This is a genomic window from Pseudomonas sp. AC252 (genome assembly GCF_979258105.1).
Genome location: NZ_OZ409837.1, coordinates 129,366 through 146,651 on the forward strand (window position 1 = coordinate 129,366; position 17,286 = coordinate 146,651).

Annotated in this window: 14 protein-coding genes and 1 pseudogene; 4 read left to right on the top strand and 11 right to left on the bottom strand. The window is 61.4% G+C overall.

From position 1 onward, the window contains the following. Nucleotides 1–26 precede the first annotated feature (26 nt). On the bottom strand, nt 27–788 hold the full coding sequence (locus ACZZZ4_RS00610; RefSeq protein WP_463538550.1) for a CHAD domain-containing protein: 762 nt from the start codon (nt 786–788) through the stop codon (nt 27–29). A gap of 104 nt (nt 789–892) precedes the next feature. Continuing rightward, on the bottom strand, nt 893–1,171 hold the full coding sequence (locus ACZZZ4_RS00615) for a lipoprotein (RefSeq protein WP_042607906.1): 279 nt from the start codon (nt 1,169–1,171) through the stop codon (nt 893–895). 215 nt (nt 1,172–1,386) lie between these two features. Here ACZZZ4_RS00615 and ACZZZ4_RS00620 point away from each other — a divergent pair, with 215 nt between their 5' ends. Next, nucleotides 1,387–2,424: a patatin-like phospholipase family protein gene (locus ACZZZ4_RS00620; RefSeq protein WP_463547031.1), complete on the top strand. Its 1,038-nt coding sequence runs from the start codon at nt 1,387–1,389 to the stop codon at nt 2,422–2,424. A gap of 109 nt (nt 2,425–2,533) precedes the next feature. Here the strand turns inward: ACZZZ4_RS00620 and ACZZZ4_RS00625 are convergent. The 6 genes and pseudogenes from ACZZZ4_RS00625 to kdpF all read right to left on the bottom strand — a co-directional run bounded on the left by ACZZZ4_RS00625 (nt 2,534) and on the right by kdpF (nt 10,615). Continuing rightward, nucleotides 2,534–3,228, bottom strand: a pseudogene (locus ACZZZ4_RS00625) (response regulator). 48 nt (nt 3,229–3,276) lie between these two features. After that, nucleotides 3,277–5,928 carry a DUF4118 domain-containing protein gene (locus ACZZZ4_RS00630; protein ID WP_463547032.1) on the bottom strand — a complete coding sequence of 884 codons (2,652 nt, stop codon included), beginning with the start codon at nt 5,926–5,928 and terminating at the stop codon, nt 3,277–3,279. Between the two features lie 152 nt (nt 5,929–6,080). Further along, entirely contained in the window at nt 6,081–6,626 is a 546-nt protein-coding gene (kdpC, locus tag ACZZZ4_RS00635) for a potassium-transporting ATPase subunit KdpC (RefSeq protein ID WP_122611497.1), read from the bottom strand. 128 nt (nt 6,627–6,754) lie between these two features. Further along, nucleotides 6,755–8,812: a potassium-transporting ATPase subunit KdpB gene (gene kdpB, locus ACZZZ4_RS00640; protein WP_463547033.1), complete on the bottom strand. Its 2,058-nt coding sequence runs from the start codon at nt 8,810–8,812 to the stop codon at nt 6,755–6,757. Nucleotides 8,813–8,822: 10 nt separating this feature from the next. Then, a complete protein-coding gene (gene kdpA / locus ACZZZ4_RS00645; RefSeq protein ID WP_039759970.1) occupies nt 8,823–10,517 on the bottom strand; it encodes a potassium-transporting ATPase subunit KdpA in 1,695 nt (564 codons plus the stop codon). A gap of 8 nt (nt 10,518–10,525) precedes the next feature. Further along, nucleotides 10,526–10,615 carry a K(+)-transporting ATPase subunit F gene (kdpF, locus tag ACZZZ4_RS00650; protein ID WP_007899818.1) on the bottom strand — a complete coding sequence of 30 codons (90 nt, stop codon included), beginning with the start codon at nt 10,613–10,615 and terminating at the stop codon, nt 10,526–10,528. Nucleotides 10,616–10,966: 351 nt separating this feature from the next. Here kdpF and eat point away from each other — a divergent pair, with 351 nt between their 5' ends. The 3 genes from eat (at nt 10,967) to ACZZZ4_RS00665 (ending at nt 13,323) form a co-directional block, all read left to right on the top strand. Continuing rightward, nucleotides 10,967–12,331 carry an ethanolamine permease gene (gene eat, locus ACZZZ4_RS00655; protein ID WP_310405719.1) on the top strand — a complete coding sequence of 455 codons (1,365 nt, stop codon included), beginning with the start codon at nt 10,967–10,969 and terminating at the stop codon, nt 12,329–12,331. 129 nt (nt 12,332–12,460) lie between these two features. After that, complete coding sequence (locus ACZZZ4_RS00660; RefSeq protein ID WP_016770901.1) at nt 12,461–12,628, top strand: DUF2897 family protein; 168 nt, start codon at nt 12,461–12,463, stop codon at nt 12,626–12,628. 137 nt (nt 12,629–12,765) lie between these two features. Then, nucleotides 12,766–13,323, top strand: coding sequence for a TetR/AcrR family transcriptional regulator (locus ACZZZ4_RS00665; RefSeq protein WP_129997325.1), 558 nt, complete (start codon nt 12,766–12,768; stop codon nt 13,321–13,323). Here ACZZZ4_RS00665 and fabF read toward each other — a convergent pair. The 3 genes from fabF to ACZZZ4_RS00680 form a co-directional block, all read right to left on the bottom strand. After that, complete coding sequence (gene fabF / locus ACZZZ4_RS00670) at nt 13,320–14,594, bottom strand: beta-ketoacyl-ACP synthase II (RefSeq protein WP_463547034.1); 1,275 nt, start codon at nt 14,592–14,594, stop codon at nt 13,320–13,322. The genes ACZZZ4_RS00665 and fabF overlap by 4 nt on opposite strands. 205 nt (nt 14,595–14,799) lie before the next feature. Beyond that, on the bottom strand, nt 14,800–15,135 hold the full coding sequence (locus ACZZZ4_RS00675; RefSeq protein WP_463547035.1) for a ComEA family DNA-binding protein: 336 nt from the start codon (nt 15,133–15,135) through the stop codon (nt 14,800–14,802). A 110-nt stretch (nt 15,136–15,245) separates the two neighbouring features. Further along, entirely contained in the window at nt 15,246–17,240 is a 1,995-nt protein-coding gene (locus ACZZZ4_RS00680) for a polysaccharide biosynthesis protein (RefSeq protein ID WP_415763998.1), read from the bottom strand. Between the last annotated feature and the right edge of the window lie 46 nt (nt 17,241–17,286).

The following is a 17,286-nucleotide window of genomic DNA, read 5'->3' on the forward strand; positions in this document are numbered from 1 at the left end:
GCTCCCACAGGGGAACGGAGTCATCTTCAGGAGTGTTTGAAACACGTCGCGCTGAGCTTTTCCAGCACTCGATCGGCCTTCAGCTCTGCCTTGATCAACCCCGCCTGCCAAGTGGCCACGCACGGTTGCAGATCGGCCTCCTGCTCGGCGCGCGCCAGCCATTGCCAGCAATCGTGCCAGTCGCCCAGTGCGCCTTGCGCGGATTTCAGGCGTTTGTAAGCCGGTTTCGGCAAGCGATCCAGCTCGGGATAGGCTTCGATGCCATAGCGTACACGTTTGATCAGCAGGCGCAGTCGATGGCGATCATGGGCGGGATCGTGCAGCGCCGCGTCGAGCTTCTGCCATTGTTTGCCCAGGCGTTTTTCAATGCGCTTATCCAGATCCTTGAGCAAGCCCTGACGCTGGGACGCGCGCAAAAAGCGTGGAAAAGCGTCAAGAATCATCAGCAACGAAGCCAATTCCGCACTCGCCGCCAGCGCCGGATACGCTTCGGCCATTTGCGCCAGACGCCGCTGCGCAGCCTCAGGTTGGTCATGCTCGAGCAGATACGCCGCCAGCACTTCGCGATCACGCCACGGCGTGGTCAGCTCGCCCACCGCCGAAGCCGCCGCCTCCAGTTGCTCGACACCCGGCAAGCCGCGCAACGGCCGCAACAGACTGCGCAAGCGCCGCACCGTAGTGCGCAAATCATGCAACGCCTCCGGATCAGTGCGCGCAGTCAAACGCGCCTGACACGCCAGCAGCCGCACATCCAGGCTCAACACATGAGCCACCAAGCGATCAATCATGGGGTCTACTCCGTAGACAGCTGCGAGCTTCTAGCTACAAGCTTCAAGCTGAATGGGGTCGCTTTGAGCTTGCCGCTTGCAGCTTGAAACTTGCAGCTGCTTTTTTATCTTCCTGCGCGGGATTCGCGAATGTAGAAGCGGGCTTTTTCGGCTTTCTTGCTGCAGCCTTCGAAGCCTTCGAATTGTTGCTGGGTCTTGGCGGCGGTCAGCAGCGACAGCGCTTTGGAATAGCTGACGGTGCCGGCGAAGCCTTCAGCCTTGGCCAGGTCCAGTTCGTGCCAGGCCGTATCGAGCTGGCTGCCGCAGCTGTCGCGGTACGCGGTTTTGCCAGCGCAACCGGCCAGAACCAGAGCCATCAACGGTACACAGATCCAGGCTTTCATCACTCACACCTCAAAAGTAGGTCAACAGTCGTGCAGGTAAGACGGTCAAGCGGCGAAAAAGTGCCTTGCCAGCCGGGCAAACCCCGTGGCGCAGAGCATAGCGCGCAAGCTTGCGCCGCGAACGAAAAACGACGTCACCGCTCCGCGCAACGACCTTGGCGATTGAGCCGCTTGGCCGATGCGTGCATTGTGCAGGCTTGTCCGGAGGAAGTTTGATGAAAAAGCGTGTCGCACTGGTGCTGGGCTCCGGTGGCGCCCGGGGCTATGCCCATATCGGCGTTATCGAAGAAATTGAAAAACGCGGCTACGACATCGCCTGCATTGCCGGTTGTTCCATGGGCGCGGTGGTCGGCGGCATCTATGCCGCCGGCAAACTGGATGAGTACCGCCGCTGGATCGAAAGCCTTGATTACCTCGACGTGCTGCGCCTGGTCGATGTGAGTTTCCGTCTCGGCGCGATTCGCGGCGAAAAGGTCTTCGGGCAGATCCGCAAGATCGTCGGCGAGATCAACATCGAAGACCTGCGCATCCCCTACACCGCCGTCGCCGCCGACCTGACCAATCAGCAGGAAATCTGGTTTCAGGAAGGCTGCCTGCATCAGGCAATGCGCGCCTCTGCGGCGATTCCCAGCCTGTTTACCCCGGTGATGCAGGGCAACCGCATGCTGGTCGACGGCGGCATTCTCAATCCGTTGCCGATCGTTCCGGTGGTATCGAGTCACTGCGATCTGATCATCGCGGTCAACCTCAACGCCACCAATCAGCGTCAATACAAATTGCCAGTGATCGAGCGGCCAGCGGCGTTCCGCTCGCGCTTCGACAGCCTGATCAACTCCCTGGGTTCGAAGTTGCCATTCCGCCGTAAACAGGCCGAGCAATTGTTGAAGCTGGAACAGGAAGCGTTGCGCGCCGAAGCGGCGGAGATCAATCCGTGGCTCGAAGGCGTCGAGCCGGAAAGCCAGCAACCGGCCGCCGCCCCGCAACGCGAGGGCGCACCGAAATCCGCCACCGGTTCGTTCATCATCGATAACGTCGGGCCGGCGTCGTTGCTGGATCTGATCAACCAGAGTTTCGAGGTCATGCAGACCTCACTGGCGCAGTACAAGATTGCCGGGTATCCCCCGGATATCCTGATCAACGTGCCGAAGCGGGTGTGCCGGTTTTTCGAGTTCTACAAGGCGCCGGAATTGATCGCGCTGGGTCGGGAAATTGCCAGTGACACGCTGGATCGGTATGAGCAGGAGCAGGGTTGAACTGATGCGGATTTTTCGGAGTATTTGATGGCCTCTTCGCGAGCAGGCTCGCTCCCACATTTGAAATGCATTCCCCTGTGGGAGCGAGCCTGCTCGCGAAGGCGTCAGATCAGCCAGCTTCACTCAACAACCGATACCCAACCCCCGCCTCAGTCACGATAAACCGTGGCCGGGTCGGGTCGTCCGCCAGTTTCTGGCGCAGATGCCCGACCACAATCCGCAGGTAATGACTGTCCTCGGTGTGCGTCGGCCCCCAGATATCCTTGAGCAATTGCTGCTGGGTGATTACCCGCCCCGGATGCCGCGCCAGTTGCGCGAGCACCGCGTATTCCTTGCGGGTCAGGGCGACTTCGGCGCCGTCGAGCAGCACGCGCCGATAGGCCAGATCCACGGTCAACGGGCCAAAACTCAGCGCCGCCGGTTGCACCTCCCCGCCGGAGCCTGACGCAACAACGCGCGAACCCGGGCGAGAAATTCCTGGATGCCGAACGGCTTGGTCACGTAGTCGTTCGCGCCGCCATCCAGCGCTTCGACCTTCTGCACTTCACTGGCGCGCACCGACAGCACCAGCACCGGCGTGGTCGCCCACTCGCGCAACTCGCGCAGGACCTGCTGACCGTCCATATCCGGCAGGCCGAGGTCGAGCACCACCAGGTCCGGTTTGCTCAGCGCGGCCTGCGCCAGGCCTTCAGCGCCGGTGCCCGCTTCGAGCACTTTGTAGCCTTGCGAAGCGAGGCTGATGCGCAGGAATTTGCGGATCTGCGGTTCGTCGTCGATGACCAAAATGGTCGCGGTCTGGCTCATGAATTCACATCAACACAAAAGAGTGGCAAGAGAGTAGCGCAGTCGACTTCAAGCTTCACCGTCCAGCCCCGGTTGCGCCTGCAACGGCAGGTGCAAGGTGATGCAAGTGCCACGCCCGTCGATGCCGTCAGCCACGGAAATACGCCCACCGTGGGCGCCGACCATGCCCTGACAGATCGCCAGGCCCAACCCCGTGCCCTGACCACCGCGATCTCCGCGCGCGGCGGTGTAGAACATATCGAAAATCTTAGCTCGCTCGTCTTCGGGAATCCCCGGGCCTTCATCGCTGACCGAAAAGAAAATCTCCTGCTCATCGGCGCCGGCACGCAATTGAAGGCGACCATGGCTGGGCGAAAAGCGCGCGGCGTTCTCCAGCACGTTGACCAGCGCCTGTTCGATCAGCGCCGCGTGCACATACAGCAGCGGTAATTCGGCCGGTACTTCGGTGCTGACCTGCAGCGGCGCCAGCACGGCGCGCAGGCGATTGAGCGAACTGCCGACGATATCGGCCGGCGATACCCAGTCCCGCGCCAGCTTCAAGGCGCCGTGTCCGAGCCGAGTCATGTCGAGCAGGTTCTGGATGTAGCGGTCGAGGCGTTCGGCCTCATCGCGGGTGCCTTCGAGCAACTCGCGGCGATCCTCCAGCGGGATCGCTTCGCCGAGAGCCAACAGGCTATCGATACTGCCGCGCATGGCCGTCAGCGGCGTGCGCAAATCGTGGGACACCGAGGCCAGTAAGGCGCTGCGCAATTGTTCGGTTTCGCCGTGCAGACGCGCCGCTTCGAGGTCATCGGCCAATTGCGCGCGGGCCAGGGCTTGCGCCAACGGCTGGCTCAGCGCAGTGAGCAAACGTCGGCGCTGACCGCTCAAGCTCTGGCCTTCCTTGGCGCAAACACCAAGCAACGCCAGCGGCCCGTCCTCGACCGACAACGGCCACCACCACCAACGCCCCAGCGGCAAGGTGCCGGTGCCCTTGCCCGCCGGTTGATCGTGTTGCCAGGCCCAATCGGCGGCGGCGCGTTCGGCCTCGGTGAATTGCAGCGGTCCGCCGGTTTCGACCTTCCAGCCGCCCTGGCCGTCGCGGTCGAGCAGGCACAATTGCAAATCGCTCCAGCCTTCGAGGTGTTGCGCAGCGGCGCTGACTACGGCTTGGCGATCGGTCGCGGCGGTGAGTTTGCGCGACAGGTCGAGCAGTTCGCTGGTTTCTTCCTGGGTATCGCGCAAGGCCTGCAATTGTCGCCGCTGCCGTGCTGCGAGATTGCCGGTGAGCGCCGCCATCAACAGGAAAAACAGCAGCGTCAGCACGTCTTCTTCGCGCTGGATGCTGAACGAGAAATTCGGCGGGATAAACAGAAAATCGTAGGTGAGAAACGACAGCGCCGCACAGGCCAGCGCCGGGCCGAGACTGCTGCGCACCGCCACCAGCAACACCGCCGCGAGAAACACCAAGGAGATGTTCGGCAACGGCAACACACTCGACACCGCCCAGGCCAAGGCCGTGGCCAACAAGGTCGCGACCAGCGCCAGCGCGTAGTCGAACCACACCAGCGTCACTGGATTGCGCGGGCGCGGTTGATGCTGTTGGTGGTCACGGTCGAGGACGTTGATTTCCAGACCGTGAGCCTGACGCAGCAGGCGCGCCGCCAGGCCTCCGCCGAACAAGCGACGGCGCAAGCGTGGCCGCGACTGGCCGACCAAGAGCAGACTGGCGCGGCGTTCGCCAGCGTGCTGAATCAGGGTTTTCGCCACTTCGCCGGCCCGCAACAGCACCACTTCGCCGCCGAGGCGTTCGGCCAGTTGCTGGGCGCTTTGCAGACGCAAGCGTGATTGCTCATCCCGAGCGCTGCCGTTGTCGACATGCACCAGACTCCACGGCAGATGCCGACGCTGGGCGACGCGACTGGCGTGACGCACCAGCCGTTCGGCCTGCGCATCACCATCGACGCCGACCAGCAAACGCCCGCGCACAGCCGGCGCGGCCTGACCGAGTTGGCGATAGCCTTGGGCGAGATCGTTGTCGACCTGCGCGGCAGCGGTCTGCATTGCCAGTTCACGCAGGGCGGTAAGGTTGGTCTGGGTGAAAAAAGCGTCGATGGCGGCGCGGGCCTGCTCCGGTACGTAGACCTTGCCTTCGCGCAGACGCTCGAGCAATTCACGCGGCGGCAGGTCGATCAGCAGCAGCTCGAAAGCTTCCTGCAAGACCCAGTCCGGCAGGGTTTCGCGCACCTGCACGCCGGTGATGCCGCGCACCTGATCGTTGAGGCTCTCCAGGTGCTGGACGTTGACCGTGGTGAACACGTCGATGCCGGCGGCGAGCAGTTCCTGAATGTCTTGCCAGCGCTTGGCGTGGCGGCTGCCGGGGGCGTTGCTGTGAGCCAGTTCATCGACCAGCACAAGCTTCGGCTTGGCCGCGAGCAAGCCGTCGAGGTCCATTTCTTCGAGCAGCACGCCACGGTATTCGCTGCGCACCAACGGTTGCTGCGGCAAGCCGCCGAGCAAGGCTTCGGTTTCGGCGCGGCCATGGGTTTCGACCACGCCGGCGAGAACCTTCACGCCTTGGCGCAGTTGCGTGTGCGCGGCCTGAAGCATGGCGTAGGTCTTGCCGACCCCGGGCGCCGCCCCGAGAAAAACCTTGAGCCGGCCACGGCCAGCGCGGGGCAGGTCTGCTAACAGTGCGTCGGCGCGGCCGGAGTCGCTCATGCTGGGGATGCTCTCTTTCTTCTGAGGTTTGATCGTTCCCACGCTCTGCGTGGGAATGCAGCCCGGGACGCTCTGCGTCCCATAAAAGCAGACGCAGAGCGTCTATTGATGCATTCCCACGCAGAGCGTGGGAACGATCGGTATCAACTGAATTACAGGTTTTGCAGTGCCAGGTTCAGCTCCAGCACATTCACCACCGGCGGCCCCACCAGCGGTTGTTCGATGTGCTTATCGAGCAATTGCTGCAAGGTCGACACCGGCAGATTGCGCGCTGCCGCGACACGCGCCAGTTGATAGGCAATTGCCGCCGGTGGCAAGTGCGGATCGAGGCCGCTGGCGGAGGTGGTCAGCAAGGCCAATGGCACCGGCCCCTGCCCAGCGACTTGTTGTTTTTGCGCGTCTTCGATCACGCGGGTCGCCAGGGCCGGATTGCTTGGCGCGAGGTTGCTGGCGCCGCTGGCGACCGTGGCAAAAGCCCCGGCGGATGGCCGTGGGTGGAACCAGTTGTCACCGCTGAAATCCTGGGCAATCAGCGACGAGCCGCGGACTTTGCCGTCGGCGTCGTGGATCAGGCTGCCGTTGGCTTGGTCGGGAAAGGCGACCTGGGCGATGCCGGTGACCGCGAGTGGATAGGCGACGCCGGTGATCAGGGTCATTAGCGCTAACAGGGTCAGGGCCGGGCGTAGGGTTGTGGACATTGCAGAATCCTCGATTCAGAAAACAGTACTGTGTTGAGTCAGATAAGCAGTGGCGCATTCTTCGCGAGCAGGCTCGCTCCCACAGGGGAATGCAGTTTCAGGTGGGAGCGAGCCTGCTCGCGAAAGCGTTACACCAGATGCAACGCCGTAAGCAGCATGTCGATCACCTTGATCCCCACGAACGGCACGACAATCCCGCCGACGCCATAGATCAGCAGATTGCGCCGCAGCAACGCCGCCGCACTCGCCGCCTGCACCCGCACGCCGCGCAATGCCAGTGGAATCAGCACAACGATGATCAGCGCGTTGAAGACGATGGCCGAGAGAATCGCGCTCTGCGGACTGCTCAGATGCATGATGTTCAGCACGCCCAGCTGCGGGTAAATCGAGGCGAACAGCGCCGGCAGAATCGCGAAGTATTTGGCGATGTCGTTGGCGATGGAAAAGGTCGTCAGCGCGCCACGGGTCACCAGCAATTCCTTGCCGATCTGCACCACGTCGAGCAGCTTGGTCGGGTCGCTGTCGAGGTCGACCATGTTCGCCGCTTCACGTGCCGCTTGCGTGCCATCGTTCATGGCCATGCCGACGTCTGCCTGGGCCAGCGCCGGGGCGTCGTTGGCGCCGTCGCCGCACATGGCGACCAGGCGACCGTCGTTCTGCTCGTGACGAATCCGCGCGAGTTTCTTCTCCGGCGTGGCTTCGGCGAGCACATCGTCGACGCCGGCTTCAGCGGCGATCGCAGCAGCGGTCAGCGGGTTGTCGCCGGTGACCATCACCGTGCGAATCCCCAGTTTGCGCAGCTCGGCAAAACGCTCGCGGATGCCTGGCTTGACCACGTCCTTGAGATGGATCGCGCCAAGCAATTTGCCGTCAGCACAGACCAGCAACGGCGTGCCACCGCTCTGGGCAATCTTGCCGATTTCCCGCGCCAGCGCCGGGGCCAGATCGCTACGCTGTTGACCGAGAAACGCCAGCAGCGAATCCACCGCGCCTTTGCGATACACGCGGCCCTGATAATCGACGCCGGACAAGCGGGTTTCCGCGCTGAACGGCACGGCGGTCAGGGTATCCGGGGCCGGCTCCGGTTGCGGATGCAGGCCACGGAGGAACTCGACGATCGATTTGCCCTCAGCGGTTTCGTCGCCCAGCGAGGCGAACAGCGCGCCTTCGGCCAGCTCACGGCCGGTCACACCCGGCGCGGCATACACTGCGCTGCAGCGACGGTTGCCGAAGGTGATGGTGCCGGTCTTGTCGAGCAACAGCACGTGCACGTCACCCGCCGCTTCCACTGCGCGACCGGATTTGGCGATCACGTTGAGACGCACCAGCCGATCCATCCCGGCGATACCGATGGCCGACAGCAGTCCTCCAATGGTGGTCGGAATCAGCGTGACCAATAACGCCACGAGGAACACCAGCGGCAGGCTGCCGTTGGCGAAATGCGCGAACGGTTGCAGGGTGACGACCACCAGCAGAAAGATCAGGGTCAGGCCGATCAGCAGGATGTCCAGCGCCACTTCGTTCGGGGTCTTCTGCCGTTTGGCGCCTTCGACCAGGGCGATCATCCGGTCGAGGGTCGATTCACCGGGGTTGGTGGTGATCTTCACCAGCAGCCAGTCGGACACCAATCGCGTGTTGCCGGTGACGGCCGAGCGGTCGCCGCCGGACTCGCGGATCACCGGCGCCGATTCACCGGTGATCGCCGCTTCGTTGACCGCCGCGATGCCTTCGATGACTTCGCCGTCACCGGGGATCATTTCGCCAGCTTCGATACGCACCACGTCGCCCTTGCGCAGATTGGCAGCCGGCACGATCTTGAAGCTGCCATCGGCTTGGCGGCAGCGGGCGCTGAGGCCTTCGCTGCCGGCCTTGAGGCTGTCGGCGCGGGCCTTGCCACGACCTTCGGCCAAGGCCTCGGCGAAGTTGGCGAACAGCACGGTGAACCACAGCCACAGAGCGATTTGCGCGGCGACGAAGGTCGGCACGTCGGCATCCGGAAGGAAGCACAGCACAGTGGTGAAAATCGCCGTCAGTTCGACCACCAGCATCACCGGCGAACGCGCCAGTTGTCGTGGGTCGAGCTTGACGAAGGCTTGCACCAGCGCCGGACGCCACAGGGCCGAGATCGCGGTTTTGGCTTGTTCCGGCGCTTTGACGGCGGCGGGTTTGATTGCAGGCATATTCATGATGGATTCCTTAGAAGCCCATACTTAAATGTTCGGCGATAGGACCGAGCGCCAGCGTCGGCAAGAACGTCAGGCCGCCCACCAGCAAAATGGTCACGGTCAACAGGGTCACGAACAGCGGGCCGTGAGTCGGAAAGCTGTTCTGGCCGACCGGTGCGCTTTTCTTCATCGCCAGGCTACCGGCCAGTGCCAGCACTGGGAGGATGTAGCCGAAGCGGCCGATCAACATGCCGAGACCCAGCATCAGGTTGTGAAACGGCGTGTTCGCGCTCAGGCCCCCGAACGCCGAGCCGTTGTTGGCGCTGGCCGAGGTGTAGGCATAGAGCAACTGACTGAAACCGTGCGGGCCGGGGTTGCTGATGGTTGCCGCAGCGCTGGGAATCGTGGCCGCAATGGCGCCGAGCACCAGCACGCCGACCGGCATCACCAACAAGGTTACGACCAGCAATTGCACCTCACGCGCTTGAAGCTTCTTGCCGAGGTATTCCGGCGTCCGACCGATCATCAGGCCGGCGAGGAACACCGCGATCAGCACGTTGAGCAACATGCCGTAGAGCCCGGCGCCGACCCCGCCGAAGATCACTTCGCCGACCATCATGTTGACCAGCGCAACCATGCCGCTCAGCGGGTTGAGGCTGTCGTGCATGCCGTTGACCGAACCGTTCGAAGCCGCCGTCGTCGTCACCGACCACAGTACCGTCGCGGTGGTACCGAAGCGCGCTTCCTTGCCTTCCAGCGGTGCAGTCTGCTCAACGGCGGCGTTGTTCAGGGTCGGATTCGGCTGATACTCAGCCCACAACGACGTCGCACCGCCGATCAGGAACAACGCCAACATGCAGGCGATGATCGCGCGGCTCTGACGCAGATCCTTGACGTAGTGGCCGAAGGTGAACACCAGTGCCACCGGGATCAGGATGATCGAAGCGACTTCGAACAGGTTGCTCCACGCGGTGGGGTTCTCGAACGGATGCGCCGAGTTGACGCCGAAGAAACCGCCACCGTTGGTGCCCAGTTGCTTGATCGCAATCTGACTGGCGGCCGGGCCGAGCGGGATCACCTGATCGACGCCTTGCAGGGTCACGGCATTTACATACTGGGCGAAGGTCTGCGGCACGCCCTGCCAGACCAGATACAGCGCCAGCAACAGGCACAGCGGCAGCAGGCCGTAGAGGGTGGCGCGAGTCATGTCGACCCAGAAATTCCCCAGGGTTTTCGTCGATTTGCGCCCGATGCCACGGCACAACGCGACCAGCACGGCGAGGCCAGTGGCGGCGCTGACGAAGTTCTGCACAGTGAGGCCGACCATCTGACTCAGATAGCTGAGGGTCGCTTCGCCGCTGTAGGACTGCCAGTTGGTGTTGGTCATGAAGCTGACCGCGGTGTTAAACGCCTGGGTCCATTCCTGGCCCGGCAGGTTTTGCGGGTTCAGCGGCAGGTGATCCTGGAACAGCAGAATCGCAAACAGGAGCAGGAAACCGGCAAGGTTGAAGGCCAGCAATGCCAGCGTGTATTTCTGCCAGCTCTGCTCCGCCTGCGCATCGACCCCGGCAAGACGATAGCAACCGCGCTCGACCGGGCCGAGAATCGGCGTCAGCCAAGTGCGCTGGCCTTCCATCACCTTGTAATAGAAGCGCCCAAGGAACGGCGCTGGCAGCAAGACCAGCGCAAAAAACCCGAGGATCAGCCAATAGTCATAACTGTGCATAGCCGCTCCTAGTTCCGGTCCGCGCGCAACAGCGCAACCAACAGATAAATGAACAGCCCCACTGCCAACAGCAGTGACACCCCGTCCAGAACGCTCATGGAAGATCTCCGTGTAACGGCGTATTGCCGTGTGTGCAGCGATTGTCGGGAAGGAGGCTGTAAAGGAACGAGAGCGAGGGGTGTGGCGGGGCATAAAGAAAGCGTAAAGAGTGGGTTTATGCCGGCGTTACAGCAGGTTTTGCAGCGTCAGGGCGGGCCTCATCGCGGGCTTGCTCGCGAAGACGGCATAACAGACTCCGCTGCTCCCAACTGGCGCACAAAACCCACACATTCAGCGCCAATCATCCCCGCTGCGACAGCTTTGAACTCATTACGACTTGTTTCAGCGTAATGGCACGTCCACTGCACATGCCCTCTCCCGAGCTTTCCAACCATTGCGGGAGCAAGCGCATGAACACACAACTCAAACCCACGCTGGGCACGTTGCACCTGTGGGGCATTGCCGTGGGGCTGGTGATTTCCGGGGAATATTTCGGCTGGAGTTACGGGTGGGGCGTGGCCGGTACGCTGGGATTTCTGGTGACTTCATTCATGGTCGCGACCATGTACACCTGCTTTATCTTCAGCTTTACCGAACTGACCACCGCGATTCCCCACGCCGGCGGGCCGTTTGCCTACAGCCGCCGCGCGTTTGGCGAAAAAGGCGGATTGATCGCCGGACTGGCCACACTGATCGAATTCGTCTTCGCCCCGCCAGCGATTGCTCTGGCGATAGGCGCTTACTTGAATGTGCAATTTCCGGCACTGGACCCGAAACACGCGGCGGTCGGCGCGTACATCGTGTTCATGGGCCTGAACATTCTCGGAGTGAAACTGGCCGCGACGTTCGAGCTGATCGTCTGCGTGCTGGCGGTGGCTGAGTTGCTGGTGTTCATGGGCGTGGTCGCGCCGGCGTTCAGCTTCAGCAACTTTGCACTGAATGGCTGGGCCGGTTCTGACGTCTTCGGCGCACCGGCGATTGCCGGGATGTTCGCGGCGATTCCCTTCGCGATCTGGTTCTTCCTCGCCATCGAAGGCGCCGCCATGGCCGCCGAAGAAGCCAAGGACCCGAAACGCACGATCCCGAAAGCCTACATCAGCGGCATCCTGACCCTGGTGCTGCTGGCCATGGGCGTGATGTTCTTCGCGGGCGGTGTAGGCGACTGGCGCACCTTGGCCAACATCAACGATCCGTTACCACAAGCGATGAAAACCGTGGTCGGCGACAACTCCGGTTGGCTGCACATGCTGGTCTGGATCGGTCTGTTCGGCCTGGTCGCCAGTTTTCACGGCATCATCCTCGGCTACTCACGACAATTCTTCGCCCTCGCCCGCGCCGGTTACCTGCCTGCCTCATTGGCAAAACTGTCGCGCTTTCAGACCCCACACCGGGCAATCATCGCTGGCGGCCTCATCGGCATCGCGGCGATCTACAGCGACGGCCTGATCAACCTCGGCGGCATGACACTCACCGCAGCGATGATCACCATGGCCGTGTTCGGCGCGATCGTGATGTACATCATGAGCATGCTCAGCCTGTTCAAACTGCGTAAATCGGAACCGAATCTGGAACGTACTTTCCGCGCGCCGTGCTATCCGCTGGTTCCGATGATTGCGCTGATACTGGCGGTGGTTTGCCTGGTAGCGATGGCGTGGTTCAACACACTGATCGGGCTGATTTTCCTCGGTTTCATGGCGGTGGGGTTCTGCTACTTCATGCTGACCGGGCAACTGCGCGCCGATGCGCCGGCGGATGCGATGTTGACCGGTTTGTGACGCCGTTCGGGTGTGCCGGGCATTAGCGGCCTAGAATGGAACCACTGCGAAGTCGTTTCGCTCAAAGGTGGTATGCAGCATCGCACGGCGAAGTCCTCGCCCGTCGAGCTGCCCTTAAGGAGAGCCGTTATGCCCTGGTATGCCTGGTTGATTCTGGTCGTTGCGATCGGCTCGATTGTTGGCGGATTGATGATGTTGCGCGACACCGCCAACAAGGTCGAACTGACCGATGAAGAACGCAAGCGCGTCGCACAGCGCAATGCCGAAGCGGACGCCAAGGACGCACAGGACCGCTGACACCAACCCCGCCGCCATGGCGGGGTTTGTTTTTCCAGCGCAATCGGACTTACCCGCCGGCTGTTTAGATTTTGGAAGTACAGTCACCATTTAATCTTCCGTGGTTAAGATGGCAGCATCGTCGCGGAGAGCTCCACATGCGTTACTCGCCAGATCACAAAGCCCAGACCCATCAGCGCATCATCAAGGAAGCCTCGGCGCGCTTTCGCAAGGACGGCATCGGCGCCACCGGCCTGCAGCCTTTGATGAAAGCCCTAGGCTTGACACATGGCGGTTTCTACTCGCACTTCAAATCCAAGGAAGAACTGGTCGAAAAAGCCCTGCAAGAGGCCGGCGAGCAAGTCGCGGGCCTGTGCGAAGAAATCTTCGCGCAGGAAAACCCGCTGCAGGTCTTTATCGACACCTACCTGTCGCAGTGGCATCAGACCTCACCTCAAGAGGGCTGCCCGCTGCTGACCATTTCCTCGGAACTGGGCCTGCGCGGCCAGCCAAGCCCCACCAGTGACGAAGTCCTCAACGCTCGCCTCGAACAAATTCAAGGCACGCTCGAAGGCGAGAACAGCGCCGATCGCAGCATTGTCATCATGGCGACCCTGGCCGGCGCACTGCTGCTGTCACGCAGCGTCGCGAATGCCGACTTCGCTCAGCGCATCCTCGACGTCACCCGCGAACATCTCAAGCAATCGAGCGATTAACCTTCGCAGCGCTTGAACAGCACGCTCGCGTTGACCCCGCCAAAACCGAAGCCGTTGGACAAGGCATATTCGATCGCCATCGACCGTGCCTCGCCATGGACAATGTCCACACCTTTGCTCGCCGGATCCGGGTTTTCGAAGTTGAGCGTCGGCGGCACCATCTGGTCACGAATCGCCAGCAGCGTGAAAATCGCCTCCAGCCCACCCGCAGCGCCAAGCAAATGACCGGTGGCGGATTTGGTTGAAGTCACGGCGATCTTGTCCTGCGTACCAAACACAGCCTTTATCGCCGCCAACTCGCCCAAATCGCCGACCGGCGTCGACGTCGCATGTGCGTTGAGATGCTGCACCTGCTCCGGCGTCACACCGCCCTGAGCCAGTGCCAATTGCATCGCCCGCCGCGCGCCGCTGCCATCTTCCGGCCCGGCGGTCAGGTGATAGGCATCGGCGGTGGTGCCGTAGCCGACCAGTTCGGCCAGCGGTTTCGCCCCACGCGCCAGAGCATGCTCCAGCGATTCGATGACCAGCAGGCCGGCACCCTCGCCCATCACGAAACCGTCGCGCCCACTGTCGAAAGGACGCGAGGCTTTTTCAGGAGTGTCGTTGTAACCGCTGGACAGCGCCCGCGCCGCCGCGAAACCGGCGAGACTGACGCGATCGATCGAAGCTTCAGCACCGCCACATACAGCGATGTCCGCCTCACCTGCGCGAATCAACCGCGCCGCATCGCCGATCGCCTGAACCCCGGCGGCACATGCGGTAACCGGTGCGCCCAACGGCCCTTTGAGGCCATGCTGGATCGACACATGACCGGCCGCGAGATTGACCAGAAACGATGGGATGGTGAACGGCGACAAACGCCGCGGGCCACGGCTGTCGGTGGTACGCACGGCATCGGCAATGGCACCGAAACCACCGACGCCCGAGCCGATGATTGTTGCGGTCCGCTCCTGGCTTTCAGCGTCCGCCGGATGCCAGCCTGCCTGCTCCAGCGCCTGCCGCGCCGCTTCCATGGCGAACATGATGAAGCGATCCATCTTCTTCTGTTCCTTGGGCGGCGTCGCACGATCCGGATCAAACCCGGCCTCGGCATCCTCCTCCACCGTCGGCACGCTGCCGCCGACCCGGGTCGGCAGATCAGCCACAACCGCGTCTGGCAGGTTGCGCAACCCGGAACGACCGGCCAGCAAACGCTGCCAGACGATTTCAACATCACTGCCCAAGGGTGAAACCAGGCCCATGCCCGTAACGACGACTCGACGTTGGTTCATATTGTGGTGACCCCTTATCAATTCAAAATTCGACGTGCATCGGTGTACTGCGATTCAGCTGCTGAATCAGTCCCGAGCGAAATTATTATAGGCATAATGAAGGCGCAATATGATACCCGTAATTTTCAGCGTTCAGGCATCGACCAGATCGGCACCCAATAAAAAGGCCGGTCAATGACCGGCCTCTCGGCGTTGAACTGTCAGCTTAGTTCACTTCCAGCTTTTCACGATTTCGATCCAGAATCGCCTTACCAATCCCCTTCACCTCCAGCAACTCATCCACCGACGCGAACGGACCATTTGTATCCCGATACGCAACAATCGCCTGCGCTTTCGCCTCTCCCACACCCGCCAACTCCTTTTGCAACGTTGCCGCATCCGCGCCGTTGAGATCGACCTTGGCAGTCTGGGAAGGCGCCGCTGCATCCACCAGCAAAGGCGCCTTCGGCGTCGGCGAAGGCGCTTCAGGTGCCGCAATCGCGGCGATCGAGGCAGTGGTGAGGAAAGCAAAGATCAGCGAGTAGAAATAACCGGTACGCATAAGTGACGCTCCATCATCGTTTTAGAAAGCAGCTTTTCCCAAGCTGCTCTTCAAACGTAGGCCATGATGGAGCGAAGTCAAAAATGCGAGCGTTACAGGATGTGAAACAATCAAGGCTCGAGACGACGTTGCTGGTAGATCCAGTCAACGATCTCGCCATCGGGGGTGTAGCCGCTGACCGTTTCACGCAGGAGCTGGCGGACACGGATGTAGTCATCTCTCTCGACGGCTTTGAGCAATTCGCTCAGCCGCGCTTTCAACACATCCCAAGACAAATGGTCTTCGTTGGCACTCATGATCATCGGATGTGGGGTTGCGGCGACGTTGTCGCCAATCAGCAACTCTTCGTAGAGCTTTTCGCCAGGACGCAACCCTGTGAATTCGATGGAGACGTCGCCTTGCGGGTTGCGGTCGGAGCGGATACTCAGACCCGAGAGGTGAATCATTTTCTCGGCAAGCTCGACGATCTTCACCGGCTCGCCCATGTCCAGCACGAACACATCGCCGCCTTGTCCCATCGAGCCAGCCTGAATCACCAATTGGGCCGCCTCGGGGATGGTCATGAAATAGCGGGTTATTTTCGGATGGGTCACCGTCAGAGGACCACCAGATTTGATTTGGCTGTGGAACAACGGGATCACTGAACCGGAAGACCCCAGCACATTGCCGAATCGCACCATGGTGAAGCGGGTTTTGTTGACCCGTGAAACGTTGGCCTTGTCACCAAACAGGACTGGAGCGATCTCGTGGCTCAACGCTTGCAGAACCAGTTCGGCGAGGCGTTTGGTACTGCCCATCACATTGGTCGGGCGAACGGCCTTGTCGGTAGAAATCAACACGAAATTGGCCACACCTGACTGCAGGGCTGCTTGCGCGGTATTCAAGGTGCCGATCACGTTATTCAGCACACCTTCGGCAATGTTGTGCTCGACCATCGGTACGTGTTTGTAAGCCGCTGCGTGATAAACCGTGTCGACCTGCCAGGTTTTCATCACATCCAGCAACTTGTCCGGATGGCGAATGGAACCGAGGATGGGCAACAGACGCACCTTGACCGACTCCCTGCACCCACGCTGCTCCAGTTCGGACAAAATGCTATAGAGATTGAATTCACTGTGATCGAACAGCAGTAGTGTGGTCGGGCCCAAGGCAAAAATCTGCCGGCACAGCTCTGAGCCGATCGAGCCACCAGCACCGGTCACCATGACGACTTTGCCCCTGATGCAGCGTTGCAGCAGGTCCGGTTGCGCTGGCACGGCGTCGCGCCCCAGCAAGTCAGCGATGTCGACTTCCTGAATGTCTTCGACTTTCACCCTTCCGCTGGCCAGATCGGTGAAATTCGGCACGCTGCGGATATGCAGAGGAAAACCCTCGAGCAGGTTGAGAATCTCCCGCCGTCTGGCCCGGGTGGAGGATGGCAGGGCCAGCAGGATTTCCTGGGCACCGGTAACGTCGATCATTTCTTGAATGTGCTTGGGCTTGTAGACATGCAGACCCGAGATCGATCGGTCAGCGATACTGGCGTCATCGTCAATGAAAGCCACCGGGCGCATGACCTTGCCCATGCGCAACGCGGCAACCAGCTGATTGCCGGCGACGCCGGCGCCGTAAATGGCAACCTTCGTCAAGCCGTTATCACGATTGGTGAAGGGCACATGTTGCGCTGCAGTAAACCAGTCCCCCATGAAGTATTGGCGCATACACAAGCGCAGTCCGCCAATGATGACCAGACTCAACCACCAGTAATTGAAAATGATCGAACGCGGTACCACGGCCTCGTGGTTGCTGTACCAGTACACGACAACGGCCAGGATCAGCGAAGAAAGACTTACCGCCTTGATAATGGCAATCAGCGCGTCATTGCCGAAATACCGCATGACAGCCCGGTACATGCCGAAGCGAATGAAAAGGGGGATAGCGACGACGGGGGCGCAGACAAACAGCCAGACATGCACTCTGAATGGGTTATACATGTCGTCGATGCCCAGGCGGACGATGAACGCCAGCCACAGGGCTGCCCAGACCAGGACGATGTCCGTTGCCACCTGAATCAGGCGTTTGCGTCGCCTCGGCAATGCGACGAGCCGCTCCCGAACCTTGTCCATCAACTCTTCAAACACTCAGTTTTCTCCCTTCAACTGCTGTATTCCT

Excerpts from the sequence above, each read along its gene's own strand:
- ACZZZ4_RS00610 (WP_463538550.1), bottom strand. The coding sequence starts at position 788 with ATGATTGATCGCTTGGTGGCTCATGTGTTGAGCCTGGATGTGCGGCTG.
- ACZZZ4_RS00615 (WP_042607906.1), bottom strand. The coding sequence starts at position 1,171 with ATGAAAGCCTGGATCTGTGTACCGTTGATGGCTCTGGTTCTGGCCGGT.
- ACZZZ4_RS00620 (WP_463547031.1), top strand. The coding sequence starts at position 1,387 with ATGAAAAAGCGTGTCGCACTGGTGCTGGGCTCCGGTGGCGCCCGGGGC.
- ACZZZ4_RS00630 (WP_463547032.1), bottom strand. The coding sequence starts at position 5,928 with ATGAGCGACTCCGGCCGCGCCGACGCACTGTTAGCAGACCTGCCCCGC.
- kdpC (WP_122611497.1), bottom strand. The coding sequence starts at position 6,626 with ATGTCCACAACCCTACGCCCGGCCCTGACCCTGTTAGCGCTAATGACC.
- kdpB (WP_463547033.1), bottom strand. The coding sequence starts at position 8,812 with ATGAATATGCCTGCAATCAAACCCGCCGCCGTCAAAGCGCCGGAACAA.
- kdpA (WP_039759970.1), bottom strand. The coding sequence starts at position 10,517 with ATGCACAGTTATGACTATTGGCTGATCCTCGGGTTTTTTGCGCTGGTC.
- kdpF (WP_007899818.1), bottom strand. The coding sequence starts at position 10,615 with ATGAGCGTTCTGGACGGGGTGTCACTGCTGTTGGCAGTGGGGCTGTTC.
- eat (WP_310405719.1), top strand. The coding sequence starts at position 10,967 with ATGAACACACAACTCAAACCCACGCTGGGCACGTTGCACCTGTGGGGC.
- ACZZZ4_RS00660 (WP_016770901.1), top strand. The coding sequence starts at position 12,461 with ATGCCCTGGTATGCCTGGTTGATTCTGGTCGTTGCGATCGGCTCGATT.
- ACZZZ4_RS00665 (WP_129997325.1), top strand. The coding sequence starts at position 12,766 with ATGCGTTACTCGCCAGATCACAAAGCCCAGACCCATCAGCGCATCATC.
- fabF (WP_463547034.1), bottom strand. The coding sequence starts at position 14,594 with ATGAACCAACGTCGAGTCGTCGTTACGGGCATGGGCCTGGTTTCACCC.
- ACZZZ4_RS00675 (WP_463547035.1), bottom strand. The coding sequence starts at position 15,135 with ATGCGTACCGGTTATTTCTACTCGCTGATCTTTGCTTTCCTCACCACT.
- ACZZZ4_RS00680 (WP_415763998.1), bottom strand. The coding sequence starts at position 17,240 with ATGGACAAGGTTCGGGAGCGGCTCGTCGCATTGCCGAGGCGACGCAAA.